Origin of the sequence: Mycobacterium sp., from assembly GCF_049647605.1 — a bacterium.
In the GTDB taxonomy this organism is placed as follows: Bacteria; Actinomycetota; Actinomycetes; order Mycobacteriales; family Mycobacteriaceae; genus Mycobacterium.
In genome coordinates this window covers 25184-37819 of sequence record NZ_JBARXZ010000040.1, presented here as the reverse complement: position 1 = coordinate 37819, position 12636 = coordinate 25184, and the positions used below count along the sequence as shown (strand labels likewise).

Sequence of the window (12636 nt, the reverse complement as noted above, 5' to 3'; positions counted from 1 at the left end):
GCCCGGGGCTGATCGGCGTCGGCGGCTACGGAATCACTGGGGAGCGATGACACCTTGTACCTGGCTAACTTCCTTGCTCAGGGCGTCCAGTGCGCGGGACAGCTCCTGACGCTGCGGCTCGGTGACGGTGTCGTAGGACACGAATCCGTCTCCCTGACGGTACTTTTCGAGCAGGGCCTCGACCGCTTGGAAGCGCTGGTCCACCCGCTTGCCCAGGTCCGGGTTGCGCTCGTCGAGGATCGGGCGTACCGAGGCCACGGCCGTCTGGCTGCCCTGGAGGTTGGCGCTGAAGTCCCACAGGTCGGTGTGGCTGAAGATGTCCTCTTCGCCGCTGATCTTGCTGATGGCGATCTCGTCGAGCAGACCCTGTGCGCCACCGGCGATCTGGGTGGAGTCGATGGCGTAGGACGGATCCTTCACGCCTTCGTTGAGTTCCTTGACGTCAGCGACCAGCTGGTCGGCGATCTCGTTGGTGTCCGGCTGCAGACCGCTGACCCAGAGGTCCTTCTCCAGCCGGTGGAAGCCGGTCCACTTCTGGCCCTCTTCCAGATCGGCCTCTCGCAGGTCGATGCGCGGATCCAGATCGTCGGGGAATGATTCGGCGACCGGCTCGATGCGTTCGTAGTACATCCGCGACGTCGGGTACTGCGCCTTGGCGGATTCGATGTCGCCGGCCTTGATGGCGGCGACAAACGCCTCGACCGCGGGCACCAGCGCATCGCTCTGGCTGACCACGTAGCGCTTGTAGTTGTCGGCGGCTTCTTTGAACTTGCCTTCGGTGTCGACCTGAACCGCGTCGCCGCTGACGACGTAATCGGCCCGGATGCCGTCGCCGATCATGCCGGGCTTGCATGCCGTCTGGTAGGTGCCGGGCTGGGTCAGCTGCACGATCAGCTTGCGCTGCAGGCCGGGGGAGACGTTCTCCACCTCGCCCATCACCCGGTCACCTTCGCCGTAGACGTAGAACTCGGTGACCTTGGTGCCGTTGTTGGTGATGACAAAGGTGTTGGCGCCGGTGGCACCTTCGGTGCCCGACAGCGTGCACTCGGTGTCGGTGGCCTCGACCGTGATCGGGGCCGGGGCCGCCGTTCCGGCGGTCCCGGTCTCCTCGGGCGCCGCGGTGGGCTCCTTGGCCGTGCAGCTGGTCAGTGACAGGCCAGTCAGCACCGCCGCGGTGACGGCGACAAAGGGTAAGCGATTCACGTGGTCGACCTCTCGGTTTTTGTGGGTTGGCTGTCCGAGTCCGGATCAGCGGGTTCTGGGGTGTCGTCCGTGGGGCCGGCGGATCCTGGCCGTGGTGCGTTCCTGGTGGGTCGCAGGAACAGGGCGAGGATGATCACCAGATAGGCGAGCCAGGCGACCAGTTGCAGCGTCGTCGGGGTGGGCGTGACGTTGAACACGCCCTGGATGATCTCGCCGTACCAGGCCGACCAGTCCATCCAGGAACTGATGTCGAAGGCCCGGCTGGACAGTCCGGGCAGCCAGCCGACGGTCTGCAGCGCACCGATGCCGTAGGACAAGATGCCGGCGGCCACGACGATCAGCAACACGCCGGTGTAGGAGAAGAATTTGGCGAGGTTGATGCGGACCGCACCGGCGTAGATCCCGTAGGCGATCGCGGCGGCGATCAGCACACCGATGATCAGCCCCGTCAGCGGCCAGATGGTCTGGGCTTCGGCGTAGCCGACCATGAACAGCGCGGTCTCCACGCCTTCGCGGCCCACTGCCAGGAACGCCAGGACCGCCACTGCCACGCCACCGGTCTCCAGCGCTCGCGACATCTCGCCGCGAAGCTCACCGGACAGACTGGCTGCGGCTTTCTTCATCCACAGCACCATCGTGGTGACGATCGCGACGGCGATCAGCGAGGCCACCCCGGCGATTGCCTCGGCCCCGAGGCCGGTGATGGTGTTCTCACCGAGCTGGATTCCGAGGAACACGCCAACGGTCATCAAGATTGCCGTGCCAACACCGAGCCACACCCATTTGAGGGCGTCGCGGCGCTGCGACTTGACCAGGAACGCCACCAGGATGCTGACGACGATGGCCGCTTCCAGGCCCTCCCGTAAACCTATGAGTAAGCTGCCAAATACCTGTGAAGATACGCTTGGAGCTGCGGCGATCACCGAGACCGAAAGGTCTCCCAGCGCGGTCATCCTGTGTTCCCTGTCCTGCTCCTATGCACACCCGGGCGGTCCTTCGCGGATGCGCAGGAAAGCAAGGTGTGGCTCACCTAACGGTATGCCCGAACGGACGTTACACCTTTGCGGTGTCGGCCAGGTGAGGTCCAAGGACTTCATTCGCATGGGACCATGGTCACGACCGGAGTGGGTTGAGGAGTCATGTGTCCAAGCGCTGGCTACAAGCTGCCGCGGCAGTGGGTGCGGCGACTTTGCTGATGGCATCGAGTTGTTCGTGGCAGACCGGGATCCCGATCCCCGAGGGGGTGCCGCCGCCGCCCGGGGACCCGGTCCCCGCCGTGGACACCTACGCCGACGGCAGGGGAGCCGACCAATTACATGACTGGGCTGCGGCCCGGGCGCCGGCGCTCGGCATCCCGGTGACCGCACTCGAGGCGTACGCCTACGCGGCCCGGGTGGCCGAGGTGGAGAACCCCAAGTGCAATCTGAAATGGACCACGCTGGCCGGTATCGGCATGGTCGAGAGTCACCACGGCACCTACCGCGGTGCCGAGCTGGCGCCCAACGGTGACATCACGCCTCCGATTCGAGGGGTCCAGCTCGACGGCACCGGGGGCAATATGCACATCCCCGACACCGACGGCGGCGAGCTCGACGGGGACCCTCATCTGGATCGCGCCATGGGGCCCATGCAGTTCATCCCGGAGACCTGGAAGCTCTACGGGGTGGACGCCAACAACGACGGCATCATCAGTCCGGACAACATCGACGATGCCGCGCTGTCTGCCGCCGGCTATTTGTGTTGGCGCGGTGGCGATTTGGCAACACCGCGGGGATGGATGGCCGCGCTCAAGGCCTACAACAATTCCGAGCAGTACGCCAGGAGTGTGAGGGATCTGGCGACCGCCTACGCCGGCGGTCGCGCACTGTGATCCGTGACGACGGTCCGGATGCGTCCCAGTGCGGCTTCCAGATCAGCCAACTCCGGCGTGGCCAGGGCCAGCCGGAGTGCGTTCGGGGCGTTCGGGGTGAGTGAGAAGGCGTCCGCGGTGGTCACCAGATCGCTGCGGCTGTCCTCGGGCAGGGTGAGCCAGCCGCAGTACGAGCCGGGGTGGGCGCGGTAGTCGAGGCCGGATAGCCGGTCCCGGGCCAGCGCCTGACGTTCTCTGGCGTCGTCGCGACGTAGGTTCTCGAGGCGCCCGACGGTGCCGTCGCCCAGCCAGCGGGTGGTCAGCGCGGCGCTGACGCTGGAGGTGCCCCAACTGCTGGCACGCAGCACCCGGCTCAGTTCCGGGCGCAGCTGCGGTGGCACCACCAGGAATCCGACCCGCAGGCCCGCCGCCAGATTCTTGGACATGCTGCCCACGTAGACGGTGCGCTCCGGCGCCAGCGTGAACAGCGCCGGCGGTGCTTCGGGTTCGAGGAAGGCGTAGGTGGCGTCTTCGATGATGGTGAGGTCGTGGCGCCGGGCGATGTCGGTGATCCGTTGTCGCGCTTCGGTGTCCAGAGTGAAGCCCAGGGGGTTGTGCAGGCTCGGGATGGTGTCGATCGCCGTGATGGGTCGACGGGTACACAGCCATACCAGGTGGTCGAGGTCGGTGCCGGTGAAATCCGCACGGATCGGGGCCAATTCGACTCGGCGGGTGGCGGCCGACACCTTGGCCCCCGGATAGGTCAGCGTGTCCGCGGCTACCAGGGCGCCGAGCGCCCCGAAGGTGGTGTCCAGGCCGTGTTGGGCGCCTGCGGTGAGCAGGACGGCGTCTGGGGCGACGTCGATCTGACGGCCGAGGAGATAGGTGGCGATGGCGGCCCGGTCGCGGCTGCGGCCACCTGGCGGCTGTTGGCGCAAGAGGGCGGCGAGGTCGCTTTCTGCGGCCAGTTCCCTCAAGGCGGTTCGCAGCTGGTCGCCCTGGGTGGCGGCCAGCGGCTGATTGAAGGACAGGTCGACGCCGGGTTGCCGGTGGGGGAGCCGGCGGGGCTCCAGTCCGGCGAAGCCGCTGAGATCCCGCACAAAAGTGCCGCGGCCCGGCTCGCCGACCACCAGGCCGGCCGCCACGAGTGCTCGGTAGACCTTGGTGGCGGTGGCCTGCGCGATGCCGTGTTCGCGAGCCAGGCAGCGGTGGGTGGGCAGTCGGGTGCCCGGTGGGAGGGCGCCGCTGCGGATGGCCGCGGCCAGGTGATCAACGACCGAGGTGTAGCGCTGGACCCGGATGCGGCCAATGTAGCTAGGACAATTCTTTGATTGCACCATCTTGGTTCTCTGGCGTCGGTCCACGGCGATCGGTACCGCGCACTCCACGTTGATGCGCCCCGGCGAGTCGTTCACCAGCGTCGATATCCGGGCGGCCTTCCTGCGGCCGGTGTGGGGCGACACCCTGGTCGCGACCGCGCGGCCGACACACTCGGGCCGCACCGTCACCCATTACGGCTGTGATGTCGTCCGCGGAGACGGCAAGACTGTGGCGACTATCACCAGCACGGTGCTGACGCTGCGTGCCGAGCAGGCGCTCGGGCGGTGACGGGGTGGTCCGCTCTCGGCAGCGGGGGTGAGCAGGCTCTAGGCTGAGGACCGAAATCTCATCAGCAGAACGACACAAGGAGACGCCCGTGCCCATGATCGAGCAGGTCGGCGCCCGAGAGATCCTCGATTCCCGTGGCAATCCGACGGTCGAAGTCGAGATCGCGCTGCTGGACGGCACCTTTGCCCGCGCCGCGGTGCCCTCGGGTGCCTCCACCGGGGAACACGAAGCCGTTGAGCTGCGCGACGGCGGTGAGCGTTACGGCGGCAAGGGTGTGCAGAAGGCGGTCGAGGCCGTCCTCGACGAGATCGCCCCCGCGGTGATCGGGCTCTCGGCCGATGATCAGCGGTTGGTGGATCAGGCGCTTCTGGACCTCGACGGCACCCCGGACAAGTCCCGGCTGGGTGCCAACGCCATCCTCGGCGTGTCCCTGGCCGTCGCCAAGGCCGCTGCCGACAGCGCCGCGCTGCCGTTGTTCCGCTACCTGGGCGGACCGAACGCCCACATCCTGCCGGTGCCGATGATGAACATCCTCAACGGCGGCGCACATGCCGACACCGGGGTCGATGTGCAGGAGTTCATGGTCGCCCCGATCGGTGCGCCGACGTTCAAGGAGTCGCTGCGCTGGGGCACCGAGGTCTACCACGCGCTGAAGTCGGTGCTCAAGAAGCAGGGCCTGGCCACCGGCCTGGGTGACGAGGGCGGTTTTGCCCCCGATGTGGCCGGTACCAAGGCGGCGCTGGATCTGATCAGCTCGGCGATCGAGATCACCGGTCTGAAGCTGGGTTCGGACGTCGCGCTGGCCCTGGACGTCGCGGCCACCGAGTTCTACACCGATGGAACGGGTTACGCCTTCGAGAAGCAAACCCGCACCGCTGAACAGATGGCGGAGTTCTACGCCGGTCTGCTCGACGCCTACCCGCTGGTGTCCATCGAGGATCCGCTGTCCGAGGACGACTGGGATGGTTGGGTGGCGCTCACCACCGCGATCGGCGACCGGGTGCAGTTGGTTGGAGACGACCTGTTTGTCACCAACCCGGAGCGCCTCGAAGAGGGCATCGTCAAGGGTGCGGCCAATGCGCTGCTGGTGAAGGTCAACCAGATCGGCACTCTGACCGAAACGCTCGATGCGGTGGCGCTGGCGCACAGCAGCGGTTACCGCACCATGATGAGCCACCGTTCCGGCGAGACCGAGGACACCACGATCGCCGACCTGGCGGTGGCGGTGGGCTCCGGCCAGATCAAGACCGGTGCACCGGCTCGCAGCGAGCGGGTAGCCAAGTACAACCAGCTGCTGCGCATCGAGGAAGCTCTCGGCGATGCCGCCCGCTACGCCGGTGACCTGGCGTTCCCGCGGCTGTCGGTGGACTCCAAATAATCGGCTCGCCCAGCCCGGCTGGGTAGTCTCTAACCGATGGCTGACCCCAAGCGCCCCGATAAACGGCGGTCCCCGACCTCCGGTCCGGGGCGCTCTGGGGATGTCCCAGGAAAGCCGGGGCGTCCTCGCAAGACGGCGAAGCAGGCCTCGGTGGTGCGGCGCGACCAGCCGAGTCCCGCCGATCCCGACACCGACGTCGATCAGGACGACTCGGTTCACGAGCTGATCCGGCAGTCGATCGTGGTGTCGGCCGAGCGGCAGTCCGAGAAACGGATGGGCTTCACCGCACGCCGGGCCGCGGTGCTGGCCGCGGTGGTCTGTGTGTTGACGCTGACCATCGCCGGGCCGGTCCGCACCTATTTCGCCCAACGTACGGAGATGAGTCAGCTGATCGCCAGCGAAGCGGCGCTGCGGGAGCAGATCGCCGATCTGGAGGAGCAAAAGATGAAGCTCGCCGACCCGGCGTTCATCGCGGCCCAGGCCCGGGAGCGCCTGGGCTTTGTGATGCCCGGCGACATTCCGTATCAGGTGCAGTTGCCGCCGTCGGCTGCCGGACCGGAGCCTGAGGCCTTGCCCGAAGGGATCGAAACCCCCAGCGGTCCGTGGTACAGCACGCTGTGGAAGACCATTGCCGACGACCCGCACGGTCCGCCGCTGCCGCCGCCGGTTGCGCCCTTGCCCGGTGAGCTGCCGCCGCCGGGTGAACCCCTTCCGGGTGAACCGCTGCCTCCGCCGGTGGTGCCCGGTGGTTGATGGGAACGACCTCGCTGCCGTCGCCGCCCAATTGGGCCGCGAACCGCGTGGGGTCCTGGAAATTGCGTACCGCTGCCCGAACGGGGAGCCCGCCGTGGTGAAGACCGCGCCGAAACTGCCTGACGGAACACCGTTCCCGACGCTGTTCTACCTGACGCATCCGGCGCTGACGGCTGCTGCGAGTCGGTTGGAATCCTCGGGCCTGATGAAAGAGATGACCGACCGGTTGGAGTCGGATCCGGAGTTGGCGGCGGCGTATCGGCGGGCGCACGAGCAGTTCCTGGCCGAGCGGGACGCGATCGAACCGCTGGGCACCACCTTTTCCGGTGGTGGGATGCCGGATCGGGTGAAATGCTTGCATGTGGTCATCGCCCATTCGCTGGCAAAAGGCAAGGGCGTCAATCCATTCGGTGATGAAGCCTTGGCGATCCTGGCGGTCGAGCCGGGGATGGCCGGGATCTTGGTGAGGGAGCAGTGGATATGAGGGCCCAGCGAGTGACACCCGCGCAGGCGGTGCTTGCATGACGCGGGTGGCGGCCATCGACTGCGGCACCAACTCGATCCGTCTGTTGATCGCCGACGTGACCGAGGACGGCTGGTTGCACGATGTGCACCGGGAGATGCGGGTCGTGCGGCTGGGGCAGGGGGTGGACGCCACCGGTGAGTTCGCCCCGGAGGCGATCGCCCGTACCCGCGTGGCCCTGACCGACTACGCCGCTGCACTGCGTCGGCATTCCGTGACGCGGGTGCGGATGGTGGCGACGTCGGCGGCCCGGGACGCCGGCAACCGTGACGAGTTCTTCGAGATGACTTCGGAGATCCTGGGTGCGGTGGTACCCGGTGCGATCGCCGAGGTGATCACCGGGGAAGAGGAAGCCGGCCTGTCCTTCTACGGCGCGGTGGCTGAAATGGATGCTGCCGGTGCACCTTTTGTGGTGGTTGATCTCGGTGGTGGGTCGACGGAGGTGGTCCTCGGGGACGGCACCGGTGTCAGTACCGGATTCTCCGCGGACATCGGGTGTGTGCGGTTGACCGAGCGGTGTCTGCACTCGGACCCGCCGACGCCGGCCGAGGTGGAGGCGGCCCGGGGTGTGGTCCGCCAACTGCTGGGGCAGGCGTTGCAGGTGGTGCCTGTCGACCGGGCCAACACCTGGGTGGGGGTTGCCGGGACGTTCACCACCATCGCTGCGCTGGCCCAGGACTTGACCACCTACGATGCCGAGGCGATTCATCTGTCGACGGTGCCGTTGGGCCGTCTGCACCAGGTGTGTGACGAGCTGATCGCGATGACGCGCAAACAGCGCGCCGCCCTGGGGCCGATGCACGAGGGCCGGGTCGACGTGATCGGCGGCGGGGCGATCATCGTGCAGGAGTTGGCGCGGGTGTTGAGCGAGCGGGCCGGTATCGAGACCCTGACGGTCAGCGAGCACGACATCCTCGACGGCATCGCCTACTCGATCGCCTGACCCCGCGACCGCGCGTGTTTGTCCGGCGACACACCGGCGTGCGACGTGCAAAGGCGCGCGCTCGTCGGTGGTTGGCCGGTTCGGTGATCCTTGTTGTGGTGGCCGCGTTTGCCGGTTTCCCGGTGTTTGTCCGGCCGCACGTCGATGATCCCCGGCCCGCGGATGCCATTCTGGTGCTGGGCGGGACGGCCTCGGGGCAGCGCTATGTGCGGGGACTGGAACTTGCCCACCAGGGGCTGGCGCCGAATCTGGTGCTGTCGAACCCGTACCGGCCCACCGACCCGGTGCTCGACGGATTGTGTTCGCGGCCGCAGCGGGATGTCACGTTGTGGTGTTTTGCCCCCGAGCCGCGGACCACGTTGGGCGAGGGGCGCGAACTGCGCCGGCTGGCCGACCAAAATGGTTGGCGCACAGTGATCGTCGTGACCTCGACGTCGCACATCTCCCGGGCTCGCTACATCATCGGCAAGTGTTTCGACGGTCAGCTGGTGATGGTGTCGACCCCGTCGCGGCTCGGTCCGTGGGGCTGGGGCTGGATTTACGCCTATCAGAGTGCCGGCTATGTGAAGTCCTGGCTGCAGGGCAGCTGCTGACGGTGTCAGCTCTCGCCCGGCGGGACCAAGATCTCGCCTCGCGCTCCCCGGGGTAGCCGGGCACCGGCCAGGGTCAGCCCCAACACCACCATCGCCACCCCGAGTCCGAGATGCAACCAGTTGTCGGCGTTGTTGACCGGCAACACATTTGCCGGTGACTCGTGGTCGATCACCAGACCGAAGACCCACAGTCCGAGGTAGAGCGCACCGCCCAGCAGCAGGTAGGCGCGGGCGCGGGCGTACGACGACGCCAGCACCAGGCCGGCGACGCCGACGGCCACGTTGAGCAGATTGTGCAGGACGGAGATCTCGAACACCCCGAACACGGCGGCCTCCGAGCGGGGGCCGGACAACTGCAGCGAGTCGAGCCCGGTGGTGATGCCGGGGATGAATCCGAGCGTGCCCACTATCAGGAGCAGTGAGCCGACGAGGATGGCGGCGCACTGCACCGCCAACAAGCCCTCCTGAGGCCGGCGGCGCACCCGCGAACGGCTGACGGCCATAGGTCCTTCTTTCCCCGGTATTGACGTCTGCGCAGCACGAATACCCCGGTGTGCGCCGATGTAACAGCCAACGGCGGATTGGCCACGGAGCTGCCCGTCATTCCTGAAAGCGGTACCCCATACCGGCCTCGGTGAGCAGATGTTTGGGGTGCGACGGGTCGGTTTCCAGCTTGCGGCGCAACTGCGCCAGATAGACCCGCAGATAGTGGGTTTCCTTGGCATAGGCCGGTCCCCACACCTCTTTGAGCAACTCCTCGCGGCCCACCAGCTTGCCGCGGTTGCGCACCAGCATTTCCAGCATGCCCCACTCGGTGGGGGTCAGATGCACTTCGGAGCCGTTGCGGGTGACCTTCTTGGCGCTGAGATCGACGGTGAACGACGAGGTCTCGATCACCGGCTGGTCGGTGTCGGAGGAGGCTGCCGCGCGCCGCACCGCCGCCCGAAGGCGGGCCAGGAACTCGTCCATACCGAACGGTTTGGTCACGTAATCGTCGGCTCCGGCATCGAGGGCTTCGACCTTGTCGGAGGAGTCGGTGCGTGCGGAGAGCACGATGACCGGGGCGGTCAGCCAACCGCGCAACCCGGCCAGCACATCGATACCCGACATGTCCGGCAACCCCAGGTCGAGGATCACGACATCGGGTTTGTGTTCGGCGGCGCTCTGCAGCGCCTCGGCGCCGGTGGCGGCGGTGAACACGTCATAGCCGCGTACCGACAGGTTGATGCGCAGCGCGCGCAGAATCTGGGGTTCGTCGTCGATCACCAGGACCTGGGTTTTTGCCATCACAGTCCTCCAGTCGCACCGGCGAGATCGACCACAACCGTCAGCCCGCCGCCGGGGGTGTCCGTTGCCGCGATGGTGCCTCCCATGGCCTCGGTGAAACCCCGAGCCACCGAGAGTCCGAGTCCGACACCGCTGCTGGTGTCGGTGTCGCCGAGGCGCTGGAACGGGGCGAACATCTGTTCCTCGGTGCCCCGGGTCACGCCCGGGCCGGTGTCCACCACGTTGATCAGCACGCGGTCACCGACGGGTCCGGCGTTGACGCGCACCATGCTGCCGGCCGAGTAGCGCAGCGCATTGTCGATCAGGTTCACCAGAACACGTTCCAGGAGGCCGGAATCGGCGAGTACCACCGCATCGCCGACGTCCACCTTCACCCGGTCCAGCGCGGCGCGTCCCGATCCCAGGGTGATGCCGAGCAGCGCGCGCTGAACCGCTTCCTCGACGTAGACGTGGCTCAGGGCGGGCCGCACCACGCCGGCGGCCAACCGGGACGAGTCCAGCAGATTGCCGACCAGGACGGTCAGCCCGTCGATCGATTCCTCGACGGTCGCCAGCAGCTCCCCGGTGTCTTCGGGGGAGAAGTCGATATCGTTGCCGCGCAGGCTCGATACCGCGGCCTTGGCCGCGGCCAGCGGGGTGCGCAGGTCGTGGCTGACGGCGGAGAGCAGCGAGCGGCGCAGGTCGTCGGCCCGGGTGATCGCCTCGGCGCGGCTCGCCTCGTCGATGAGTTCCCGTTGCCGCACCAGTCCGGCGGCCTGGGAGGCGACGGCGCCCAGGACGCGCCGGTCCTGGGCGGGCAGGGTGCGTCCCGACATCAGCAGCCAGAACTCGTCGTCGCCGACTTCGACTGCGGTGTCTGCGGATTCGATGTCCACGCACGGATCGTCACCGACACACGACACCACCCCCGATCCCTCCCGGAGCAGGGACACCGAGCGCTGCTGATATGTCTCGCGCACCCGTTCCAGCAGCGACGTCAGGTCGGCCCCCCGCAGCACCGAACCGGCAAACAGCGCCAGCAGTTCGGCCTCCTGGGAGGCGCGCCGGGCCTCGCGGCTGCGTCGGGCGGCTCGATCGACCAGGGCGGCGACCGCAACGGCGACCACCAGCAGCACAAAAATCGTGATGGCACTGTCGGGTTCGGAGATCGTCAGGCTGTACCGCGGGTCGGTGAGGAAGTAGTTGAGCAGCATGCCGGACAGCAGTGCCGAGATGACGGCCGGCCCGAAACCGCCGAGCAGTGCCACCACCAGCACTCCGATGAAAAATAGGGCACTGTCGCCACCGACCCCGATTTCCGGGTCCAGGAGCCCGTAGATCAACGCGCAGGTCGCCGACGGCACCAGGAAGGCCGCCAGCCAGGACACCACCCGTCGTTCCCCCGGTGCCAGCCGGGACAGCGGGAACGGTCGTTTGGCCTCCTCGTGGGTGACCATGTGGACGTCGATCTTGCCGGATTCCTGCACTGTGCGGGTACCGATTCCGGCGTCGAAGATCCGCGCCCAATGGGACCGTCGCGAGGTGCCGATCACCAGCTGGGTGGCGTTGCGTTCCCGGGCGAAGTCCAGCAGCGCCGAGGTCACGTCGTCGCCGACGACGGTGTGCAGGGTGGCGCCCAGACTGGTCGCCAATTCCCGGATCTTGCCCATCTGCGGGGCGGACACCCCGGCAAGACCGTCACCCCGCACAACATGAACAACCATCAGTTCCGCACTGGATTTGGAGGCGATGCGAGAAGCCCGGCGTACCAGTGTTTCTGATTCGGCGCCGCCGGTCACCGCCACCACGACGCGTTCCCGGGCCTCCCAGGTGTCGCTGATCTCGTGGTCGGCTCGATACTTCGACAGGGCGGCATCAACCTGGTCGGCCAGCCACAGCAGCGCCAACTCCCGCAGTGCGGTCAGGTTGCCCTGCCGGAAGTAGTTGCTCAGGGCGGCGTCGATCCGCTCGGAGGAGTAGACGTTGCCGTGCGAGAGTCGACGACGTAGCGCTTCCGGGGTGACGTCGACAAGTTCTACCTGGTCGGCGCCGCGCACCACGGAGTCGGGAACGGTTTCCTGCTGGGCGATGCCGGTGATCTGCGCGACGACGTCGTTGAGGCTTTCCAGGTGCTGGATGTTGACCGTCGAGATGACGGTGATCCCCGCCTCCAAGAGCTCTTCGACGTCTTGCCAGCGCTTCGGGTTCTTGCTGCCGGGGGTGTTGGTGTGGGCGAGTTCGTCGACCAGCACCACCTCGGGGTTGCGTTCGAGCACGGCGGCGACATCGAGTTCGGCGAAGGTGCCGCCGCGGTAGTCGAGATACCGCGGCGGCACGACCTCGATTCCCTCCAGGAGTTCGGCGGTTTTGCGGCGGCCATGGGGTTCGACCACCGCGGCCACCAGGTCGGTGCCCCGTTCCAGGCGCCGGTGCGCCTCACCGAGCATGGCAAACGTCTTGCCGACGCCGGGTGCCGCGCCCAGGTAGATGCGCAGTTCACCCCGCTTGCCAGTGCTCATC

Annotated in this window: 12 protein-coding genes and 1 pseudogene; 7 read left to right on the top strand and 6 right to left on the bottom strand. The window is 67.4% G+C overall.

Going from position 1 to position 12636, the window contains the following annotated elements:
• Nucleotides 1-33 precede the first annotated feature (33 nt).
• Both efeO and efeU read right to left on the bottom strand, forming a co-directional pair.
• The gene (gene efeO / locus WBB07_RS05785; protein ID WP_526305630.1) at nt 34-1203 is read right to left on the bottom strand and encodes an iron uptake system protein EfeO; all 1170 of its coding nucleotides are present in this window, start codon (nt 1201-1203) and stop codon (nt 34-36) included.
• Nucleotides 1200-2156 carry an iron uptake transporter permease EfeU gene (efeU, locus tag WBB07_RS05780; RefSeq protein WP_526305628.1) on the bottom strand — a complete coding sequence of 319 codons (957 nt, stop codon included), beginning with the start codon at nt 2154-2156 and terminating at the stop codon, nt 1200-1202. The genes efeO and efeU overlap by 4 nt, the downstream gene beginning before the upstream one ends.
• 242 nt (nt 2157-2398) lie before the next feature.
• Here efeU and WBB07_RS05775 point away from each other — a divergent pair, with 242 nt between their 5' ends.
• Nucleotides 2399-3073: a lytic transglycosylase domain-containing protein gene (locus WBB07_RS05775; protein ID WP_526305636.1), complete on the top strand. Its 675-nt coding sequence runs from the start codon at nt 2399-2401 to the stop codon at nt 3071-3073.
• On the opposite strand, the gene WBB07_RS05770 is transcribed toward WBB07_RS05775, so the two are convergent.
• Nucleotides 3049-4353, bottom strand: a complete 1305-nt coding sequence (locus WBB07_RS05770) for an aminotransferase-like domain-containing protein (RefSeq protein WP_526305634.1) — start codon at nt 4351-4353, stop codon at nt 3049-3051. The genes WBB07_RS05775 and WBB07_RS05770 overlap by 25 nt on opposite strands.
• Before the next feature lie 64 nt (nt 4354-4417).
• Between WBB07_RS05770 and WBB07_RS05765 the strand changes: the two are divergent.
• The 6 genes and pseudogenes from WBB07_RS05765 to WBB07_RS05740 all read left to right on the top strand — a co-directional run.
• Nucleotides 4418-4660, top strand: a pseudogene (locus WBB07_RS05765) (PaaI family thioesterase); the annotation flags it as partial.
• Between the two features lie 88 nt (nt 4661-4748).
• Complete coding sequence (gene eno / locus WBB07_RS05760) at nt 4749-6038, top strand: phosphopyruvate hydratase (RefSeq protein WP_526305626.1); 1290 nt, start codon at nt 4749-4751, stop codon at nt 6036-6038.
• Between the two features lie 36 nt (nt 6039-6074).
• Complete coding sequence (locus WBB07_RS05755) at nt 6075-6791, top strand: FtsB family cell division protein (protein ID WP_526305624.1); 717 nt, start codon at nt 6075-6077, stop codon at nt 6789-6791.
• Complete coding sequence (locus WBB07_RS05750) at nt 6784-7275, top strand: DUF501 domain-containing protein (RefSeq protein WP_526305622.1); 492 nt, start codon at nt 6784-6786, stop codon at nt 7273-7275. The genes WBB07_RS05755 and WBB07_RS05750 overlap by 8 nt, the downstream gene beginning before the upstream one ends.
• 37 nt (nt 7276-7312) lie before the next feature.
• The gene (locus WBB07_RS05745; protein ID WP_526305620.1) at nt 7313-8257 is read left to right on the top strand and encodes a Ppx/GppA phosphatase family protein; all 945 of its coding nucleotides are present in this window, start codon (nt 7313-7315) and stop codon (nt 8255-8257) included.
• Nucleotides 8258-8340: 83 nt separating this feature from the next.
• Entirely contained in the window at nt 8341-8850 is a 510-nt protein-coding gene (locus WBB07_RS05740; RefSeq protein ID WP_526305618.1) for a YdcF family protein, read from the top strand.
• A gap of 5 nt (nt 8851-8855) precedes the next feature.
• Here WBB07_RS05740 and WBB07_RS05735 read toward each other — a convergent pair whose 3' ends face one another.
• From WBB07_RS05735 to WBB07_RS05725, 3 genes are all read right to left on the bottom strand, one after another.
• Nucleotides 8856-9353, bottom strand: a complete 498-nt coding sequence (locus WBB07_RS05735) for a DUF4383 domain-containing protein (protein ID WP_526305616.1) — start codon at nt 9351-9353, stop codon at nt 8856-8858.
• A gap of 97 nt (nt 9354-9450) precedes the next feature.
• Nucleotides 9451-10137 carry a response regulator transcription factor gene (locus WBB07_RS05730; protein ID WP_526305614.1) on the bottom strand — a complete coding sequence of 229 codons (687 nt, stop codon included), beginning with the start codon at nt 10135-10137 and terminating at the stop codon, nt 9451-9453.
• A complete protein-coding gene (locus WBB07_RS05725; protein WP_526305612.1) occupies nt 10137-12635 on the bottom strand; it encodes a DUF4118 domain-containing protein in 2499 nt (832 codons plus the stop codon). The genes WBB07_RS05730 and WBB07_RS05725 overlap by 1 nt, the downstream gene beginning before the upstream one ends.
• Nucleotide 12636 lies beyond the last annotated feature (1 nt).